The sequence below is a fragment of the Massilia sp. Root418 genome, assembly GCF_001425265.1.
In the GTDB taxonomy this organism is placed as follows: Bacteria; Pseudomonadota; Gammaproteobacteria; order Burkholderiales; family Burkholderiaceae_D; genus Rugamonas.
This window is the reverse complement of record NZ_LMEC01000011.1, coordinates 844,439-862,844: the sequence shown is the minus strand read 5'-3', so window position 1 is coordinate 862,844 and position 18,406 is coordinate 844,439. Positions and strand designations below refer to the sequence as shown.

The following is an 18,406-nucleotide window of genomic DNA, read 5'->3' as shown; positions in this document are numbered from 1 at the left end:
GTGAAGAGTGCGTAGGGCGGGTTAGGCGTAGCCGTAACCCGCCGACAGGGCTCAGCCGAACTTGAGCCCCATGCGCTCCGCCACCGTATGCATGTCCTTGTCACCGCGGCCCGACAGGTTGGCCAGCACGATCCGGTCCTTCGGCAGCGTGGCCGCCAGCTTGGCCGCGTAGGCCAGCGCGTGCGACGACTCCAGTGCCGGGATGATGCCCTCGATGTGGCAACAATCGTGGAACGCCTGCAGCGCCTCCTCGTCCGTGATCGACACATACTGTGCGCGCCCGCTATCCTTCAGGTAAGCGTGCTCGGGCCCCACGCCCGGATAGTCCAGGCCCGCCGACACCGAATGCGTTTCGATGATCTGGCCGTTGTCGTCCTGCAGCAGATAAGTGCGGTTACCGTGCAGCACGCCCGGATAGCCCTTGGTCAGCGAGGCCGCGTGCTTGCCGCTGTCCAGCCCCTCGCCCGCCGCTTCCACCCCCACCAGCTGCACCTGCTGCTGGTCGATATACGGGTAAAAAATGCCCATGGCGTTGGAACCGCCGCCGATGCAGGCCACCACGTAGTCCGGCTGGCGGCCGGTCATTTCCGGCATCTGCACCAGACATTCCTCGCCGATCACCGACTGGAAGTCGCGCACCAGCATGGGATAGGGGTGCGGACCGGCCACGGTGCCGATGATGTAGAAAGTGTTTTCAATGTTGGTGACCCAGTCGCGCATGGCTTCGTTGAGCGCGTCCTTGAGCGTCTTGGAACCGGACTCCACCGGCACCACGGTGGCGCCCAGCAGCTTCATGCGGTACACGTTCTGCGCCTGCCGCTTGACGTCCTCGCTGCCCATGTAGACCACGCATTCCAGCCCGAAACGGGCGCAGATGGTGGCCGTGGCCACGCCGTGCTGGCCGGCGCCGGTCTCGGCGATGATGCGCTGCTTGCCCATGCGCCGCGCCAGCAAGGCCTGGCCGATCACGTTGTTGATCTTGTGCGCGCCGGTGTGGTTCAGGTCTTCGCGCTTGAAATAGATCTGCGCGCCGCCGGCCTGCTCGGACCAGCGCTTGGCGTGGTAAATCGGCGAAGGACGGCCGACAAAGTGCTTCAGCTCGTAGCGGAACTCGTCGAGGAAGATGGGGTCTTTGCTGTAGTGCTCGTAGGCGGCGTTCAGCTCGGCCAGCGCGAAGGTCAGGGTTTCGGCAGCGAAGGCGCCGCCGTAGGGGCCGAAATGGCCCTTGGCGTCCGGCAGGTGATAGTCGTGCGCGTGGAACAGCGCATTAGGGATTTGGTCTTTCATGGTGCGGATCTCTCTCAAAGGTGGCATCGGCCGCACGGACCGCGCGCACGAAGGCGGCGATCTTGTGGGCGTCTTTCATGCCCTTGGACGCTTCGACACCACTGCTGATGTCAACCGCGTAGGGGCGTAGCTGAGCCACCGCGCCAGTCGCGTTGAGTACGCTCAAGCCACCACTCAAAACGGCCCGATGCGCGAGATCTTTTGGAACGAGTGACCAATCGAAAACCTTTCCTGCGCCGCCGTAGGCATCCACCCAGGTATCGAGCAAGAGGCCCGAGAACAGCCTGCTGGATGCACGGCATTGTGTTTCGTATTCTAGCAAATCGTCCGGCCTGGTGTCGGGTTTGACGCGAAATACCCGCAAATAAGGACGGTTGGCCAGTTCGGCGGCGGCGGCGCACTGCGCGGCTGTCTCGTCGCCGTGGAATTGCAGCAGGCCCACCGGGGCGATGCGCACCGTCTCGGCCACCTGCTCCGGCGTGGCGTTGACGAACAGGCCGGTGGCGGTGATGAAGGGCGGCAGCCCCGCGATCAGTTCGGCGGCGCGCTGCGGCGTGACGTAGCGCGGGCTCTTGTCGTAGAACACGAAGCCGGCTGCGTCGGCCCCGGCGGCCACGACTGCGGCCAGGTCTTCTTCGCGGGTCAGGCCGCAGATCTTGATGCGGGTGCGGTGCATGGCAATGTCCTTATGTTGTCGGCGGCTCTTGGCGGGTTACGGCGCATCGCGCCTAACCCGCCCTACGGTCGGGGCGGCGCCGGGCGCGTAGGGCGGGTTAGTGCGCAGCACGTCACCCGCCGCTAGAACCACGGCAGCGGCCGCGCGCTTTCCTGCGGCAGCCCCCACTTGTCATCGTATTCGATGTCGGCCAGGTACAAGCCGTCCGGCATGAAGGTGGGGGCCGCTTTCGAGCGGTCCTTCATGGCCAGCAGCTGGCCCAGCCATTCGGGTTCTTCACGCCCGGCGCCGATGTAGACCAGCGAGCCGACCAGGTTGCGCACCATGTGGTGCAGGAAGGCGCTGGCGCGCAGGGTGAACACGACCAGGTCGCCATGCCGCTCGATGCGGATCTCGTGCATCTGCTTGACCGGCGTCCTGGCCTGGCAGTGCGCGGCGCGGAAAGTGGTGAAGTCGTGTTCGCCGATCAGCGCGGGCACGGCGGCGCGCATGCGTTCCACGTCCAGCGGCCGGTGCGTAAAGCCGGCGCGGCCGGCCAGCAGCGGCGAGCGCACCTGGTGGTTGTGCAGCAAGTAATGGTAGGTGCGGGAACGGGCGCTGAAGCGGGCATGGAAGTCTTGCGCGGTGTGCAGCGGCGCGCCGCCCTGCCCGTCGTATCCGGCTGCGGCGGGATCGTAGGGCACCACCTCGTGCAATTGCTTGGCCCAGCGCACGCCGATGGACTCCGGCAGGAAGGCGTTGATGCCGCGCACCCAGGCGTGCATTTCACGGTTCAGATCGGTATCGAAGTGCACCACCTGGCCCAGCGCGTGCACGCCGGCGTCGGTACGGCCGGCGCAGGTGGTGGCCAGCGGCACGGTGGCGAACCGTTCGATCGCCTTTTCCAGCTGGTCCTGCACGGTGTTGCCGCCGGGTTGGGTCTGGTAGCCTTGCCAGGCGGTGCCGTCGTACTGGACTCCTAATGCGATGCGTTTCAATTGCTGCTCTGTATGTTGTGTGCCTCGGCGCATTATACCCGCCGGGGCCACGGCCGGCCGTGCGGGCCGGCCGCCTTAGCCCAGCAAGGCGCGCATGGAGGTGGCGCGCGACACCTGGTCGTCGCTGCCGCCGCGGATGACTTCATCCAGCAGCTCGCGCGCGCCCTCCTTGTCGCCGATTTCCTGGTAGGCGATGGCCAGGTCCAGCTTGGTGTCCATCTCCATATGCATGGCCGACATGTCGTCGTCGCCGCCTGCCGGGCTCTTGGCGGCGGCGCTGCCCAGCAGGTCCAGGTCGATGCCGGACAGGTCGAACTCGGGCGCGGCCGGCGCCGGAGCCGGCGCCGGCGTGGCCGTGGCATTGGCCAGGTCGGGGATGTCGAAGTCGTCCATGGACAGCTCGGCGCTGGCCGGGGCCGGCGTCGGCGCAGCGGCGTCCGGCAGCTTGAAGTCCATCATGTCCAGCTCGGCCAGCGGGTCCGGCTGCGCTGACGGTGGCGGCGTTGGCGCGCTGGCGGAAGCGGGCAGGTCCAGGCCGAAGTCCATGCTGAAGTCGTCCGCCGACAGCGCGGCCGGGGCGGCCGGGGCGGCAGCGCCGTCCGTTGCCGCCGGCGCCGTGGCTGCCGGGGCTGCCTTGGCGGGCGGATCGAGGTCGAAGGCGAAGTCGAACGGCTCGGCGGCGCTGTCTTCCATTTTCGGTTCCAGCGCTTCGACCACGATGGCCGGCTCGTCCGCCGGGGCCGGCATTTCGATGGCCGGGGCGGTGGCGGCAGCCACCGGCTCGAAGCTCAGGCCGCCCAGATCGAAGTCCAGGAAGTGGTCGGCGTCCGTAGCGGCAGCCACCGAGGCCGGCGTCGGCGCGGTGGTGGCCGCCGGTTCGTCGAAGGACGGCAACGCGGTGGCGTCGCGGTCCAGGTCGAAGTCCATCAGGTTCGATTCGGCCACCGGCTCAATGGGGGCCGGCGCTGGCGCGGCGGTAGCGCCGGCGTCCTGGCTCAGGTCCAGGTCCAGGCCGCTGAAATCGGCGGCGGACGGCGCCTGGGTGCCGGGCGCAGCCGCAGGCGGCTCGGCGAACATGCTGGCGAAGTCGTCGGCGGTCGCGTCGCTGGACGCGAAGGCCGCGCCGGCCGTACCTGCCACACCCGCCACACCGGCCGCTGCCGCCGCAGCGCCGGCGCCCATGCCGGAACCGGACGCGCTGGCATACAGCGGATTGAGCGGATCGATGGACTGGCCCAGCAACGCGGCTTGCGCCCAGTCGTCGCCCTCGCCCTTGGTCATGGCGTACAGCTCGCTGGCCTGCATTTCAAAGGAGCGCGCATCCTTGCGGTTGGCGAAGATCTCCATCAGTTTCAGGCGCACAGGGTGGCGCTCGGGATGGGTGCGCAGTGCTTCCTTCAGGATTTCCTCGGCCTGCGCATCGCGGCCGTAAGCGATGTACACGTCCGCCTCCGCCACCGGATCAACCTCATTGGTGTCGAGCTGGCTGGCCGACGGCGCGAAGTTGGAATTGAACACGCTGTTGTTGGTGTCCACGCTCTGGCCGCCGGTTTCCGCGATCAAAGGCTGGGCCTGCGCACCGGGGTCGCCCAGCACGCTGATTTCCGGCCTGCTCAGCGCGGCGGCCTGTTCCTGTTTGCGGCGGCGCGCCAGGATGTAGCCGGTGCCGCCCAGCAGGGCCGCCAGCGCAATGCCGATGGCCTGGATGTTGTCCATGATGAGGTCCATCACGCTCGGCTCGGCAATCGGCGGCGGTGCCACCGGCACGGCCGGCTTGGCCTTGGGCGGCGGCGCCACCTGCGGCGCCGGCGCGGCGCCGGCTGCCGCCACTGCCGGCGCGGAAGCCGCGGGCTGGGCAGCCGGGGCGGTGGCCGCCTGCTGCTTCTCGGCCATGGTCTTGTTCTTTACCGCCATCAGCTTTTCAAGGTCGGCAACGTTCTTTTCCAGCTCCTTGACCCGGGCATTGGCTTCGGCCACCTGTTTTTCGCGGGCGATCTTGTCTTCCTCGCCGGCCACGGCGGTCTTGCCCGCCGCCGGCGCGCCGGTGGCCTTGGACAGCTTCAGCTGGTCTTTCGATTCGGTGACCGCGGTCGGGCGCTCTTCCACCTTGGCGGTGATCTTGCCGGCCGCGCTCTGGCTGGTCTCCGGCGCCTTGGCCGGCGTGCTGGCCGACACCTGCCCGGCCAGCTTGCTGCGGTAGGCGTTGAAGTCGGCCGCGTGGGCGATCACCACGCCGTGCGCTTCGCCCTCGTTGGCGCCGCCCTTGATGGCGTCCGAATCCGGCACCGCCAGGATCTGGCCCGACTTCAGGCGGTTCATATTGTTGCCGATGAAGGCTTCCGGATTGGCGCGGTACAGCGCCACCAGCATCATGTCCAGCGACACGTCGGCAGGCTTCAGGCGCGAGGCGATGCGGCCCAGCGTGTCGCCCTGCTTGACGCGGTATTCCCGCTCGCCGTCGGCAGCCGCTTCGCGCGGGGCCGGGGCGGCGCGCGGCGCCGGCGCCTGGGTCTGTGCCTGTGCCCGCGCGGCAGCGGCCAGCGCGGCGGCCGACGGGGCGGCGCCAGCGCCAGCCTGGGCGGCGGTGCGGCCTGGCACGTCCACCGGCGCGGCCACCTGGGCCGACTGGGTGCTGCGCAGTTCGGCCGGGTCCAGCAGGAAGGTGTATTCACGCACCAGGCGGCCGCCGGTCCAGCTCAGTTCGAGCAGCATGTCCACGAAGGGCTCGTTCACCGGCTGGGTGGAGCTGACGCGGATGAACTGGCGGCCATTGCGCTGGTCCACCTCGAAGCGCAGCGACAGCAGCGCCGGATTGAATTCGATATTGGCGAGGCGGAAGGCGTCCGCCGGGGCCAGCTTGGCGGCCAGGCCGGACGCTTCTTCCGGGGTGACGGCGGTGAGCTCGATTTCGGCGCGCAGCGGCTGCCCCAGCGACGACAGCACGGTCAGCTTGCCCAGCCCGGCGGCGTTGGCTGCCGGGGACAGCAGCACTGCACAGGCAACAGCGCTGGCGAGTGTTTTCAACGCGAACGTGACGGTCTTGGAGCGGCGATTTACATGCATAGTGGCGTGGGCGTGTGTGGTGAGCGGAAAAGTTGCTTTCCGAGATATACCAACATATCACCATGGGCAAGAGCATGCAAGCTTTGCCGCCGCATCTGTCACCTCTGTGCTGAATTCATAGTTTGATGCCAAGAAAAAAGGGCGATTTCCCTATGAAATCGCCCTTTGGGGGTGGCATGCCCGCCAACGCGGGAATGCGGTTTTTACTTGTCGAGCACGATGCGCAGCATGCGGCGCAGCGGTTCGGCCGCGCCCCACAGCAGCTGGTCGCCGACAGTGAACGCGGACAGGTATTCGCCGCCCATGCTCATCTTGCGCACGCGGCCCACCGGGATGGTCAGGCTGCCGGTCACGGCGGCAGGCGACAGGTCGCGCACCGACGCTTCGCGCGTGTTCGGCACGAATTTCACCCACTGGTTGTCGCTGCCGATGATGTCGTTCACTTCATCGAGCGGCACGTCCTTCTTCAGCTTGATGGTCAGCGCCTGCGAGTGGCAGCGCATGGCGCCGATGCGCACGCACAGGCCATCGACCGGGATCGGGGCGCTGCCGAAGTCCAGGCCGCGGCCCAGGATCTTGTTGGTCTCGGCGCCGCCCTTCCACTCTTCCTTGGACTGGCCGTTGCCCAGGTCCTTGTCGATCCACGGGATCAGGTTGCCGGCCAGCGGGGCGCCGAACTGCTTGATCTCGTCGGCCGAGTAGCCGTGCTGGGTGGCCAGCACCTGGCGGTCGATCTCCAGGATGGCCGAGGCAGGGTTTTCCAGCAGCGGACGCACGGCGGCGTTGATGGTGCCGAACTGGGTCAGCAGCTCGCGCATGTGCTGCGCGCCGCCGCCCGATGCCGCCTGGTAGGTCATGGAGGTCATCCACTCCACCAGGTCGTGCTTGAACAGGCCGCCCAGGCCCATCAGCATGCAGGACACGGTGCAGTTGCCGCCGACGAAGTTCTTCACGCCCTTGGACATGGCGTCCTTGATGACGTTCAGGTTGACCGGGTCGAGCACGATGACGGCGTCTTTTTCCATGCGCAGCGTGGAGGCCGCATCGATCCAGTAGCCGTTCCAGCCGGCCGCGCGCAGTTTCGGGAACACGTCCGAGGTGTAATCGCCGCCCTGGCACGAGATGATGATCTCGCAGCGTTTCAGTTCGTCGATATTGGTGGCGTCCTTCAGCACGGTTTCATTCTTCGCCATCGCCGGGGCCTTGCCGCCGGTGTTGGAGGTGGTGAAAAACACCGGCTCGATGTGGGCGAAATCGCCCTCTTCCTGCATGCGCTGCATCAGGACCGAACCGACCATGCCGCGCCAACCTACCAGACCTACGAGTTTCATTTTGCTTTCCCTTGAGTTTATTGAGACAGCGCTGCAACCACTGCATCGCCCATTTGTTCCGTGCCGACCTTCGTGGTGCCGGCTTCATAGATGTCCACGGTGCGCAAGCCTTGCGACAGCACCTGCTTGACAGCGTTCTCGATGCGGTCGGCCTGTTCGGCGCGGTTCAGCGAGAAGCGCAGCATCATGGCTGCGGACAGAATGGTCGCCAGCGGATTGGCGATGCCTTTGCCTGCGATGTCCGGCGCGGAACCATGCGACGGCTCATACAGGCCCTTGTTGTTGGCGTCCAGCGAGGCCGACGGCAGCATGCCGATCGAACCGGTCAGCATGGCGGCCGCGTCCGACAGGATATCGCCGAACATATTGCCGGTGACGATGACGTCGAACTTCTTCGGCGCGCGCACCAGCTGCATGGCGGCGTTGTCGACGTACATGTGCTCCAGCGCCACGTCCGGGTATTCCTTGTGGACGTCGATGACGATGTCTTTCCAGAACTGGAAGGTTTCCAGCACATTGGCCTTGTCCACGCTGGTCAGGCGCTTGCCGCGCTTTTGCGCGGCCTGGAAGGCCACGTGCGCGATGCGGCGGATTTCGCCTTCGGCGTAGCGCATGGTGTCGAAGCCTTCGCGCTGGCCCTTGAACGGGCCGTCCGGGCACTCGCGCACGCCGCGCGGCTGGCCGAAGTAGATGTCGCCGGTCAGTTCGCGGATGATCAGGATGTCCAGGCCGGACACCACTTCAGGCTTGAGCGTGGAGGCGCCGGCCAGCTCGGGGTACAGGATGGCGGGACGCAGGTTGGCAAACAGGCCCAGGTTCTTGCGCAGGCCGAGGATGGCCTGCTCCGGGCGCAGCGCGCGTTCCAGGCTGTCGTACTGGTAGTCGCCGACGGCGCCGAACAGCACCGCGTCGGCGGCCTTCGCCAGCGCCAGCGTGCCTTCGGGCAGCGGATGGCCGTGCGCGGCATAGCCGGCGCCGCCGACCGGCGCCGTTTCCAGTTCAAATTTCTCGTCCAGCACATTCAGTACCTTGACTGCCTGCGCCACGATTTCCGGGCCGATGCCGTCGCCCGGGAGGATAGCGATTTTCATGGTGAGTTCTTAAATGACGTTGGCCAGCCAGGGCTGGTTCGCCAGATGACGCTCTTCGAAGGCGCGGATGTCGTCTGCGTGGCGCAGCGTCAGGCCGATATCGTCAAGTCCGTTCATCAGGCAATATTTGCGGAAGGCGTCGATCTCGAAGGGATAGGAGACGCTGCCGTCGCTGGTGGAAATACGCTGCTGTTCAAGATCCACCACCAGGCGATAACCGGGGAAGGCCTTGACTTCATTGAACAGATGATCGATCTGTTGCTCGCTCAGGACGATGGGCAGCAAGCCGCTTTTGTAGCTGTTGTTGAAAAAGATGTCGGCGAAGCTGGGCGCGATGATGGCGCGGAAGCCGTACTGGTCCAGCGCCCACGGCGCGTGTTCGCGCGAGGAGCCGCAGCCGAAGTTCTTGCGCGCCAGCAGGATGGAGGCGCCCTGGTAGCGCGGCTGGTTCAGCACGAAGTCCGGGTTCAGCGGCCGCTTGCTGTTGTCCATGCCGGGTTCGCCGTGGTCCAGGTAGCGCCACTCGTCGAACAGGTTGGGGCCGAAGCCGGTGCGGTGGATGGACTTCAGGAATTGCTTCGGGATGATGGCGTCGGTGTCGACGTTGGCGCGGTCAAGCGGGGCCACCAGTCCTTCGTAGATCGTAAATTTTTCCATGATAATTTCTGCATAGTGCAGACCGGCGCGCGTGCCCGCTGCGCCGGCATGCGGCTGTTATTTCCCGCCGGCGCCGGTCACGACCTGGCCGACCTTTTGTACATCCCTGCCGATGCCGGAAATGGTGTTGCAGCCGGTCAGGACGAGGGTGGCGAGGATCAGGGTAGTCAGCGTTTTCATGGTGGGAATCTCGTATTTAAAAAAGTTAAATCAGTGAACTTTGCGCACGTCGACAAAGTGGCCGGCAATGCCGGCTGCCGCCGCCATGGCGGGCGACACCAGGTGGGTGCGTCCGCCCTGGCCCTGGCGGCCTTCGAAGTTGCGGTTGGAGGTGGAAGCGCAGCGCTCGCCCGGTTCCAGGCGGTCGGCATTCATGGCCAGGCACATGGAGCAGCCCGGCTCGCGCCATTCGAAGCCGGCGTCGCGGAAGATGCGGTCCAGGCCTTCGCGTTCGGCCTGTTCCTTGACCAGGCCGGAACCCGGCACCACCAGCGCCAGCTTGACGTTGGTAGCGCGCTGCTTGCCGCGCACCACGGCGGCGGCCGCGCGCAAGTCCTCGATCCGGGAATTGGTGCAGGAGCCGATGAAGACCTTGTCGATGCGGATGTCCTCGATGGCCGTGTTGGGCTTGAGGTTCATGTACACCAGGGCTTTTTCCATGGCGTCGCGCTTGACCGGATCTTTCTCCAGGTCCGGATCGGGCACGCGGCCGTCCACCGAAATCACCTGCTCGGGCGAGGTGCCCCAGGTGACCTGCGGCTTGATCTCGGCGGCATTGAGCGTGACCACCAGGTCGAATTTCGCGCCGGGGTCCGAATGCAGGGTGCGCCAGTATTCCACCGCGCGCTCCCAGTGCGGGCCCACCGGCGAGAAAGGACGGCCCTTCACGTAGTTGATGGTGGTGTCGTCCACCGCCACCATGCCGGCGCGCGCGCCCGCCTCGATCGCCATGTTACAGACCGTCATGCGGCCTTCCATCGACAGCGCGCGGATGGTGGAGCCGCCGAATTCGATGGCGTAGCCGTTGCCGCCGGCCGTGCCGATCTTGCCGATGATGGCCAGCACGATGTCCTTGGAGGTGACGCCGGCCGGCAGCACGCCGTCCACCTGCACCAGCATGGCTTTCGACTTTTTCTGCAGCAGCGTTTGCGTGGCCAGCACGTGCTCCACTTCCGAGGTGCCGATGCCGTGCGCCAGCGCACCGAAGGCGCCGTGGGTGGAAGTGTGCGAGTCGCCGCAGACCACCGTCATGCCCGGCAGGGTGGCGCCCTGCTCCGGCCCGATCACGTGCACGATGCCCTGGCGCTTGTCGTTCATGTTGAAGTAGGTCATGCCGACCGACTTGGTGTTGGCGTCCAGCGTTTCCACTTGCAGGCGCGAGGTCGGGTCTTCGATGCCGTGCGAGCGGTCGGTGGTGGGCACGTTGTGGTCGGCCACGGCCAGGTTGGCCGAAATACGCCACGGCTGGCGGTTGGCGGCGCGCAGGCCGTCGAATGCCTGCGGGCTGGTCACTTCGTGCACCAGGTGGCGGTCGATATAAAGGATGGACGTACCGTCATCTTCGGTGCGCACCACATGGGATTCCCAGAGTTTGTCGTAAAGCGTCTTCATGATTGCTGCTACTGCCCGTGTGAGAATTTCACTTTGATTATGCCATATTTGTGCAATGCAAAACCAAGCCCGTCTGTCCGCCTCGTGAGCCGATGCGGCTTCAGGTTCCGATCCACCTTGTATGACGCCCTTTGAAAAAAAAGCCTGCGGATCTCGCAGGCTTTTGTGTTTTCTTGCTGCCGGCGGTGTTTTAAGCCGCCATGCGTACACTACCCCTGCATCCGTCCATCAGGAACGATAGGCCTACCACTAGCACCAGTTCGCCCTCGGCGGAACGCGCAGTACCAGTAATGCCCTCGACCGAAATCGCCGTCATCGGCTTGATCACCAGGTCGGCCGTGCCATCGACCGCTTCCACGGCCAGGATGTATGGCTGCGGCGCATTGACCACGATGCCCACGCGTTCGGACGCGGGCGCGTAGCCCAGCGCACCGGCCAGCGTGCGCACCGGCAGCGGACGGCCCTGGTCCTTGAGCACCGGCGCGCCGCCCACTTCCATGAACTCTTCCGGCAGCTCGACCACGCGCTGCACCACCGCCATCGGCAGCGCCAGCAGCGCGCCCGAGGTGGACACCAGCATGGTCGGCACGATGGACAGCTCGATCGGCAGGCGGATGGCGAACTTGGTGCCCTTGCCCAGCGCCGATTCGATGTGGATGGCGCCGCGGTTCTTTTCCACGGCGGTTTTCACCACGTCCATGCCGACGCCGCGGCCGGACACGCTGGACGCCACTTCCTTGGTCGAAAAGCCCGGCAGGAACACCAGCTGGTACGATTCGTCGTCCGTCATGTTAGCAGATGGCGAGATCAGGCCCTTTTCCGCCGCTTTTTTGCGCAGCGCGATCGGGTCCATGCCCTTGCCGTCGTCCTGCAGCACGATCATGACGCTGTTGGCTTCCTGCCATGCTTTCAGCGAGATATAGGCCTTGGCCGGCTTGCCGGCGGCCACGCGCACGTCCGGCGATTCCACGCCGTGATCGAGCGCGTTGCGCAGCATGTGCACCAGCGGATCGTACAGGCTGTCCACCACCACGCGGTCGACTTCGGTCTCCGCGCCTTCGATGGTCAGCTCGACTTCCTTGCCCAGGTCCTTGGCCAGCTCGCGCACCAGGCGCGGGAATTTCTGGAACAGGCGGCCCACCGGCTGCATGCGGGTGGCCAAGGTGGCGCGCTGCAGCTCGCTGGAGTAGCGCGAGGCGCGCTCCAGCGTTTCGGTCAGCGCCGACATCAGGCTGGCAGCCTGGCCTTCGAATTTGAACTGCTGCAGGCGCTCCAGCAGCACGGCGGCCTGGTTGGCGGCCTGCACCGATTCGCCGGCCACTTCCAGCAGCGCATCCAGCTTGACCGCGTCGATACGGATGCTCTCTTCCTTGGCCGGCGCGGCATGCGCCTTGTCATCGCGCTCCGGACGGGCGCGGGCGGCCGCGGGCGCGGCCTCGGCGTGCACCTCGGCCAGCGCCGCAGGCGGGGTGCCGCCGGCAGCCACGATGGCCGCTGCCACGCCTTCCGAGACGGCTGGGGCCGGCGCGGCGGCCGGCGCTGGCGCGCTGCGCGTGTACGTGCCTTCCGGCACCACGGCGATATACATGCCTTCCCAGTCCAGACCGTCCGCCGAGGCGGCTGCGGCAGGCGCGGCTGCAGCCGGCGCAGCGGCGGCGGCCGGGGCGGCAGCGGCCGGGGCAGCGGCAGGCTTGGCGGCGGCCTTGGGCGCGGCGGCCTTGCCTTCGATGGCGTCCTTCAGGATCGCTTCCAGGTCGGCCGGCATGGCCGGCAGGTCTTCCGGCGCGCCGCCGTTGTTCAGTTCGGTCAGCTGGTCGGCCACGAAGCCGGAGGCCATCAGCGCCGCCTCGATCGCGATCGGCGTGACCGGCGCAGCGCCGGTGCGCAGCGCGTCGAACAGGTTCTCCGTCAGGTGGCAGGCCGATACCAGCGCGCCCAGGCTCATGAAGCCGGCGCCGCCCTTGATGGTGTGGAAAGCACGGAAGACGGCGTTCAGCGTTTCCTTGTTTTCCGGGTCGCGTTCGAGGCGCAGCAGGTTTTCTTCAACATTTACAGCCAGATCCATCGCCTCGACGACGAACTCCTTGAGCATATCGTCCATTAGAATCCCAGATCGGCCAGAAGATCATCGACACTGTCCTGGTTCAGCGCCACCGCGGGGGCGGATGGGCCGGACATCAGCGACACCTCTTTTTGCGCAATTTTTTCGCGCACTTCGGTCGGCGCGTTGTCCTTCAACAGCTGCGCCAGCTCCGATTCCACCGTCTTGGTGATGCCGACCACTTTCTTGATCAGCTGGCCGGTGATGTCCTGAAAGTCCTGCGCCATCATGATTTCCAGCAGGCGGGCTTTTTCCGCCTCGGTGGCGGCCGACACGGCTTGCGCGAAGGCGCGCGAATCGCCGGCCAGGGTCTTGAATTCATCCAGGCTGAGCTTGCCGGCGAACAGCGCGGCCCAGCGGTCTTCCATTTCCTTGGACTGCTTGGACAGCACGTCCTGCGCCGGCATGCCGTCGTCCAGCGTGTTGAGCACCTTGTTGGCGGCCTGCTCGGTCAGGGTGGCCACGTATTCCAGGCGGTCCTGGGCGTCGCCGATCTGGGCCGACGCTTCGGTCAGCGCCTTGTCGTAGCCCAGCTCGCGCAGCGAGTCGTGCAGCAGGCGCACGATGCCGCCCAGGCGTTCGAACATCGGGTTGTCGCCGTGGTCGACTGCGGCGTGCTCGGCGGCTGCGGGCGCAGCGGCAGGAGCGGCGGCGGCAGGGGCGGACGCGGCCGGGCGAGCGGCGGAGACTTCGTCAAACAGGCTTTCCAGGTCGTCTTCGGCGGACGCGGCTGGAGCAGTCGGTGCAGGAGCGGGTGCCGGTGCGGGTTCTGTGGCGCGTTGCGCGGACACTTCATCAAATAGTGCGTCGAAATCATCAGCGGCGTTGGTCATATCCCTGCTTCTCCATAATTTGTCAAATTGCTGCTTGCTGCGCACCGCGGCGCCTCTTGTGATGACGCCCGGCAATATTCAAACCGCTTACGCGAGTGTAGCAGGGCGCCGCCCGGTTGTTCAATCACCGGCTGGCCAAAGGCGTGTGCCCTGCCCTGCGGCATGGCGAAAACGAAGTTTACTGTTGTATTTGGAGATACTAACATCGCAGGGGGCTGCCCGGATATGCTCCAGAGGAACAATTACCGCCCCATGGCGAAAAAAACCCCGTCCAGGACAGGCTGCGGCTTTTCCGGCACGCGTGCCACTCTCTTGATAATTATCAAGTCTTTCCATCCTAATAATGGACGGAATCACGGCTACAATGAAGTATGGGCACCGTGTAGCGATGCTGATTTCAGAGACAAGGAGCTGCATATGTACCGCAAAATCCTGATCACCACCGATGGCTCGGCCGTGTCCAAGATGACGGCGTGCGCCGGGGTGTCGTTCGCGCAGCAGATGGGCGCCGAAGTGCTGGCCCTGTTCGTGGCCCCGGAATACCAGTACCCGATCTATGTCGAAATCATTCCCCCCAGCTATCCGAGCGAAGAGGAATACCGCGCCGCCATGCAGCGCGCCGGTGCCGAGCACGTGCAGCCCATCCTGGAAGCCTGCCGCAAGAAGGGCTTGGAATGCCTGGGCATGACCGCATTTGCAGAAAGCACGGCGCTCAAGATCGTCGAGGTGGCGTCCCAGCAGGGCTGCGACCTGATCTTCATGGGCTCGCACGGCCGCAGCGGCTGGGGCCAGCTGCTGCTGGGCAGCGTCACCAACAAGGTCCTGTCGCACTCCCGGCTGCCGGTGCTGGTGCACCGCCTGCTCAAGGAACCGCTGCCCGAGTAAGCCGGCAGCGCCTGCCATCGCAACCTCAGCAACCTCAGCAACCACCGCAACCCTACCCACGTAATCCATGATTAGAATTGTCATTGCCGACGACCACACCATCATGCGCGAAGGACTCAAGCGCATTCTCGACGGGGCGCCCGACATCGATATAGTCGGCGAGGCCATCGACGGCTTCGACGTGCTGAACCACATACGCCAGGGCGGCTTCGACCTGCTGCTGCTGGACCTGTCGATGCCCGGCCGCAGCGGCGTCGAGCTGATCCGCCAGATCAAGAGCGAAGCGCCCAAGCTGGCCATCCTCATCCTCACCATGCACGAGGAGGAACAGTACGCGGTGCGCGCCATCCGCGCCGGCGCGCAAGGCTATCTCACAAAGGAAAGCGCCGGCACCCAGCTGGTGGGGGCAATCCGGCGCGTGGCCGCCGGCCGCCCCTATATCAGCACCGAGGTGGCCGAGCAACTCGCCCTGAACATCATGATGCCCAACGAGAGCTTGTTGCATAAACAGCTGTCGGACCGCGAATTCGAGGTGTTTTCGCTGCTGGTGGCGGGCAAATCCATTACGGAAATCGCCAATGGCTTGCATCTGAGTGTAAAGACCGTCAGCACCCACAAAACCCGCATCATGCAAAAGATGGGCATGCATTCCCTCTCTGAGATGGTGCAGTACGCGGTGGCCCATCGCCTGTTGTCTCCTTTCAAGACGTAGGATTAGTCCTACGCCCGGGCGCTTACTCCTACGCCCACAATCAGCCTCGGCTGATATCTATGGCAAGACCATGTTGGCATACTGAAATCACACGTCAGAAGTTGCCCGTTGGTCATAACTGCTACAAGGAGAAAAGCATGCAGTCTACGCAAATCACCGAGTTCCGCCCCGGCGCGCCGGCGGTTCCGCCGTCGGGCCAGGAAGCCGGCCGCCAGCGCCAGGGCCGGCTGTGGTCGAATCTGAAGGAAGTCTGCGAACTGCTGCATATCCCTCCGGTCAACATCGCCCACTCGGAAGAACTGCTGTTCCAGCACGTGCAGTTCAAGACCGGCCAGCGCATCCACACCATCGGCCAGCCGTTTGACATGCTGTACATCGTCAACTCGGGCTTCCTGAAGACCGTGCTGATCGACGAGTTCGGCAACGAGCAGGTGCTGAGCTTCCCGATGAAGGGCGACATGATGGGCGTGGACGGCATCCACACCCGCCACTATTCGTCGGAAGCGGTGGCGCTGTCGGACTGCGACCTCATCCTGCTGCCCTTCCGCAAGCTGGCCGCGCTGGGCCGGGTCCACATCGAGCTGGAAAACATGATGTACGGCGTGATGAGCCGGGAACTGGTGCGCGAGCAAGCCATGATAGGCATGCTGGGGGCGCTCAGCGCCGAGGCGCGCGTGGCGCGCTTCCTGGTGTCGCTGTCGGACCGCTTCGCGCAAATGGGCTACTCGAGCAAGCTGTTCAACCTGCGCATGACGCGGCACGAAATCGGCAGCTACCTGGGCCTGACGCTGGAAACGGTCAGCCGCACGCTATCGGCCTTCAACGAGGTGGGGCTGATCAGCGTGGACCAGCGCACCATCGGCATCAAGGACCCGGACGCGCTGAAAAACCTGCGCCGCCTGCCTCCCTCGCGCGCGCGCGGACGCCAGCCGGGCGCGGCACGCGCCAAGGCCGCCGCGGCAGCGCCAGCCGCCCTGGCCACCACAGCGGCAACCTCCGCAATCACCGCAATCACCGCAACCACCACGACCGCCGCCCCTGCCGCGCCAGCCCAGGCTGCGCCCGCCAGCCAGCCACTGTACGCCGCCGTCTGACGATATTCCCTCGCATCACCCAGATCGGCCCGCCACCCGGCGGGCCTTTTTCATGTGCGCACTCCACGCAAATTGTTCTTGCAAATAAAGCAGCGTTGAACAATAATGCAAATGCGAATCGTTCTCATTTAATGGAGTGTCCCACTATGCATGCAGAGAAGTCCCATCCGGTTCCGGCCGGCACCGCCATCCCCGCGCCAGCCCGCAGCCCCGCGCCCGCCGTCCGCCGCCTGACCAGCGCCGGCTTGATGCAAGACCAGCGCGAAGTGGAAATCGAGCACGGCAACAAGATCTACCGCCTGCGCATCACCCAACTTGGCAAGCTCATCCTGACTGCCTGAGGCCGCAGCGCCCCATCCCTTCCCTGCCAGCCATCCGCACTGCGGTAGCCAGCCACCCTGACCTTGCGAGGAGTGCCTGATGGCCATCATCGACCGTACCGACCCTATCTTCCTGACCACCAACCAGAACGGCCAGCGCCCGGAGCTGATGCTGTCAGCGGTGCTGCACCTGATGTCGCACTACACCGCCAACGCCGACAGCGGCGCCTGCTTGAAACTGGCGTCCGTGATCGAACGCCACCTGAAGGCGCTGGCCAGCCTGCCCGAACTGGCGCCGGTGCTCAGCGCCACCTGCCAGCAGCTCTCCGAGCAGTGGGCAGGCGTGGTCGAGCGCGCCATGCCGGCGCGCGAAAAGCACAACTTCCTGGAACGCCTGATGGCCCGCTCGCGCGCCGGCGAACAGGCGGCGTGAGGCGGGGCCATGTGCGATAAACATCAAGCCGGGCCGGAAGCGGCCGCGCGCACCTCGCGCCGGCGCCGCCTATGGGAGCTGGGCCACGCCTGCCACTGCCCGCTGGTGGGCGTGGGCATGCCGCTGGCCGCGCTGCGCAAGCTGGTGGGCAAGGTCACCGGCGGCACCGTGGTAGCGGACGACTATGAAGTGCACGTGGGCGTGGTGACCGAGTGCGGCGCCCGCAACCGCCTGTCCGAAGCGCTGCAGAAGGAACTGGAGCGGCGCTACGCCGGCGTGCTGCTGCGCTTCAAGAGCGCCAAGGACGCCGAGGCGGTGGCCGCGCTGTGGCGCGCCGCCGTGGCCAACGGCGACGTGGCCGGCGCCTTCTGGGCCGGCCTGACGCACGCGCGCTGCAGCCCGGAACTGGAAGAACAGATGTGCCGCGACCTGCACATGGTGCAGCACCAGGCCGGCGCCTGCGCGCGCGCCGACATCACGCGCTTCCACGCGGTGCTGGAGGAAAACTCGCGCATGGCGCGCGACCTGGCGCGGCTGCAGCAGCGCAACGCCGCCATGCAGCTGGAGCGCAATACTGAAATGGAACAGCACGCCAGCCAGCTGATGCAGCTGCGCGCCCAGCTGGTGGGCCGCGACAGCCTGGCCGATTCCCTGCGCCACGAACTGGCGCAGCTGCGCGCCTCCATTCCCGGCCTGGAAACGCGCGACCGCCTGGCGCAGCGCCTGAGCCAGGTGGACGAGCGCGAACGCGCACTGCGCAACCAGGTGGCCGAACTGAAACAGGAACTGGCGCGCGCGCAGGCAGCGTTGGCGGCCCAGGCCGCACAAGCGGCGCAAGCCGCGCCGGCATTACAGGCCGGGCAAGCGGCCGGCCTCGCCGCGCTGCACGCCGCCCAGCAAGCGGCACAGCAGGCGCCACAGCACAGTACTGGGGGCGGCGCGGCCGGCGCGGGCGCCGTGGGCGTCACCGAGCACGTGGTGCGCATGCCTGAGCGCCTGGCCGAGCGCAGCATCCTGTGCGTGGGCGGTCGCACCGGCAACGTGGCCACCTACCGCGCGCTGATCGAGCGCGTGGGCGCGCAATTTGCGCACCACGACGGCGGCCTGGAGGACAACGCCAACAAGCTCGAAGCCAGCCTGGCCGCAGCCGACCTGGTGATCTGCCAGACCGGCTGCATCAGCCACAGCGCTTACTGGCGCGTGAAAGACTTCTGCAAGCGCACCGGCAAGCGCTGCGTGTTCATCGACAACCCCAGCATCTCCAGCCTGGCGCGCGGGCTGGAGCAAGCCGACCTGGCATAAAAAAACCCCGCCGGTGCGACCCGGCGGGGTTTT

At 66.0% G+C, this 18,406-nt stretch carries 17 protein-coding genes; 6 read left to right on the top strand and 11 right to left on the bottom strand.

The features are described from left to right. Window positions 1–51 precede the first annotated feature (51 nt). The 11 genes from trpB to ASC94_RS11240 all read right to left on the bottom strand — a co-directional run bounded on the left by trpB (window position 52) and on the right by ASC94_RS11240 (window position 13,627). Window positions 52–1,287, bottom strand: coding sequence for a tryptophan synthase subunit beta (gene trpB / locus ASC94_RS11285; RefSeq protein WP_056394434.1), 1,236 nt, complete (start codon window positions 1,285–1,287; stop codon window positions 52–54). Next, window positions 1,268–1,969 carry a phosphoribosylanthranilate isomerase gene (locus ASC94_RS11280; RefSeq protein ID WP_267875103.1) on the bottom strand — a complete coding sequence of 234 codons (702 nt, stop codon included), beginning with the start codon at window positions 1,967–1,969 and terminating at the stop codon, window positions 1,268–1,270. The genes trpB and ASC94_RS11280 overlap by 20 nt, the downstream gene beginning before the upstream one ends. 116 nt (window positions 1,970–2,085) lie before the next feature. Then, window positions 2,086–2,940 (bottom strand): tRNA pseudouridine(38-40) synthase TruA, encoded by an 855-nt coding sequence (locus ASC94_RS11275; protein ID WP_056394429.1) that lies wholly within the window; start codon window positions 2,938–2,940, stop codon window positions 2,086–2,088. A 75-nt stretch (window positions 2,941–3,015) separates the two neighbouring features. Beyond that, window positions 3,016–6,003, bottom strand: coding sequence for a FimV/HubP family polar landmark protein (locus ASC94_RS11270; RefSeq protein ID WP_082616410.1), 2,988 nt, complete (start codon window positions 6,001–6,003; stop codon window positions 3,016–3,018). 203 nt (window positions 6,004–6,206) lie between these two features. Continuing rightward, entirely contained in the window at window positions 6,207–7,334 is a 1,128-nt protein-coding gene (gene asd / locus ASC94_RS11265) for an aspartate-semialdehyde dehydrogenase (protein ID WP_056394426.1), read from the bottom strand. A 17-nt stretch (window positions 7,335–7,351) separates the two neighbouring features. Next, window positions 7,352–8,425 (bottom strand): 3-isopropylmalate dehydrogenase, encoded by a 1,074-nt coding sequence (gene leuB / locus ASC94_RS11260; RefSeq protein WP_056394423.1) that lies wholly within the window; start codon window positions 8,423–8,425, stop codon window positions 7,352–7,354. A gap of 9 nt (window positions 8,426–8,434) precedes the next feature. Beyond that, the gene (gene leuD / locus ASC94_RS11255; protein ID WP_056394420.1) at window positions 8,435–9,082 is read right to left on the bottom strand and encodes a 3-isopropylmalate dehydratase small subunit; all 648 of its coding nucleotides are present in this window, start codon (window positions 9,080–9,082) and stop codon (window positions 8,435–8,437) included. A 57-nt stretch (window positions 9,083–9,139) separates the two neighbouring features. Further along, on the bottom strand, window positions 9,140–9,262 hold the full coding sequence (locus tag ASC94_RS34020; protein WP_157201385.1) for an entericidin A/B family lipoprotein: 123 nt from the start codon (window positions 9,260–9,262) through the stop codon (window positions 9,140–9,142). Window positions 9,263–9,292: 30 nt separating this feature from the next. Continuing rightward, window positions 9,293–10,696 (bottom strand): 3-isopropylmalate dehydratase large subunit, encoded by a 1,404-nt coding sequence (gene leuC / locus ASC94_RS11250; protein ID WP_056395031.1) that lies wholly within the window; start codon window positions 10,694–10,696, stop codon window positions 9,293–9,295. 187 nt (window positions 10,697–10,883) lie between these two features. Next, complete coding sequence (locus ASC94_RS11245; RefSeq protein WP_056394417.1) at window positions 10,884–12,794, bottom strand: chemotaxis protein CheA; 1,911 nt, start codon at window positions 12,792–12,794, stop codon at window positions 10,884–10,886. Beyond that, entirely contained in the window at window positions 12,794–13,627 is an 834-nt protein-coding gene (locus tag ASC94_RS11240) for a protein phosphatase CheZ (protein WP_056394415.1), read from the bottom strand. Before ASC94_RS11240 ends, ASC94_RS11245 begins: the two co-directional genes overlap by 1 nt. A gap of 417 nt (window positions 13,628–14,044) precedes the next feature. On the opposite strand from ASC94_RS11240, the gene ASC94_RS11235 reads away from it, so the two are divergent. The 6 genes from ASC94_RS11235 (at window position 14,045) to ASC94_RS11210 (ending at window position 18,373) form a co-directional block, all read left to right on the top strand. Continuing rightward, window positions 14,045–14,512, top strand: a complete 468-nt coding sequence (locus tag ASC94_RS11235) for a universal stress protein (protein ID WP_056394411.1) — start codon at window positions 14,045–14,047, stop codon at window positions 14,510–14,512. 67 nt (window positions 14,513–14,579) lie between these two features. Next, complete coding sequence (locus ASC94_RS11230) at window positions 14,580–15,224, top strand: response regulator transcription factor (RefSeq protein ID WP_056394408.1); 645 nt, start codon at window positions 14,580–14,582, stop codon at window positions 15,222–15,224. Between the two features lie 137 nt (window positions 15,225–15,361). Beyond that, window positions 15,362–16,318 carry a Crp/Fnr family transcriptional regulator gene (locus ASC94_RS11225; protein WP_082616409.1) on the top strand — a complete coding sequence of 319 codons (957 nt, stop codon included), beginning with the start codon at window positions 15,362–15,364 and terminating at the stop codon, window positions 16,316–16,318. Between the two features lie 146 nt (window positions 16,319–16,464). Next, entirely contained in the window at window positions 16,465–16,659 is a 195-nt protein-coding gene (gene hemP, locus ASC94_RS11220; protein ID WP_056394404.1) for a hemin uptake protein HemP, read from the top strand. Window positions 16,660–16,738: 79 nt separating this feature from the next. Further along, on the top strand, window positions 16,739–17,071 hold the full coding sequence (locus ASC94_RS11215) for a hypothetical protein (RefSeq protein ID WP_056394402.1): 333 nt from the start codon (window positions 16,739–16,741) through the stop codon (window positions 17,069–17,071). Window positions 17,072–17,080: 9 nt separating this feature from the next. Beyond that, complete coding sequence (locus ASC94_RS11210; RefSeq protein ID WP_056394400.1) at window positions 17,081–18,373, top strand: DUF2325 domain-containing protein; 1,293 nt, start codon at window positions 17,081–17,083, stop codon at window positions 18,371–18,373. The last annotated feature ends 33 nt before the right edge of the window (window positions 18,374–18,406 follow it).

Excerpts from the sequence above, each read along its gene's own strand:
- trpB (WP_056394434.1), bottom strand. The coding sequence starts at position 1,287 with ATGAAAGACCAAATCCCTAATGCGCTGTTCCACGCGCACGACTATCAC.
- ASC94_RS11270 (WP_082616410.1), bottom strand. The coding sequence starts at position 6,003 with ATGCATGTAAATCGCCGCTCCAAGACCGTCACGTTCGCGTTGAAAACA.
- asd (WP_056394426.1), bottom strand. The coding sequence starts at position 7,334 with ATGAAACTCGTAGGTCTGGTAGGTTGGCGCGGCATGGTCGGTTCGGTC.
- leuB (WP_056394423.1), bottom strand. The coding sequence starts at position 8,425 with ATGAAAATCGCTATCCTCCCGGGCGACGGCATCGGCCCGGAAATCGTG.
- leuD (WP_056394420.1), bottom strand. The coding sequence starts at position 9,082 with ATGGAAAAATTTACGATCTACGAAGGACTGGTGGCCCCGCTTGACCGC.
- ASC94_RS34020 (WP_157201385.1), bottom strand. The coding sequence starts at position 9,262 with ATGAAAACGCTGACTACCCTGATCCTCGCCACCCTCGTCCTGACCGGC.
- ASC94_RS11245 (WP_056394417.1), bottom strand. The coding sequence starts at position 12,794 with ATGGACGATATGCTCAAGGAGTTCGTCGTCGAGGCGATGGATCTGGCT.
- ASC94_RS11240 (WP_056394415.1), bottom strand. The coding sequence starts at position 13,627 with ATGACCAACGCCGCTGATGATTTCGACGCACTATTTGATGAAGTGTCC.
- ASC94_RS11235 (WP_056394411.1), top strand. The coding sequence starts at position 14,045 with ATGTACCGCAAAATCCTGATCACCACCGATGGCTCGGCCGTGTCCAAG.
- ASC94_RS11230 (WP_056394408.1), top strand. The coding sequence starts at position 14,580 with ATGATTAGAATTGTCATTGCCGACGACCACACCATCATGCGCGAAGGA.
- ASC94_RS11225 (WP_082616409.1), top strand. The coding sequence starts at position 15,362 with ATGCAGTCTACGCAAATCACCGAGTTCCGCCCCGGCGCGCCGGCGGTT.
- hemP (WP_056394404.1), top strand. The coding sequence starts at position 16,465 with ATGCATGCAGAGAAGTCCCATCCGGTTCCGGCCGGCACCGCCATCCCC.
- ASC94_RS11215 (WP_056394402.1), top strand. The coding sequence starts at position 16,739 with ATGGCCATCATCGACCGTACCGACCCTATCTTCCTGACCACCAACCAG.
- ASC94_RS11210 (WP_056394400.1), top strand. The coding sequence starts at position 17,081 with ATGTGCGATAAACATCAAGCCGGGCCGGAAGCGGCCGCGCGCACCTCG.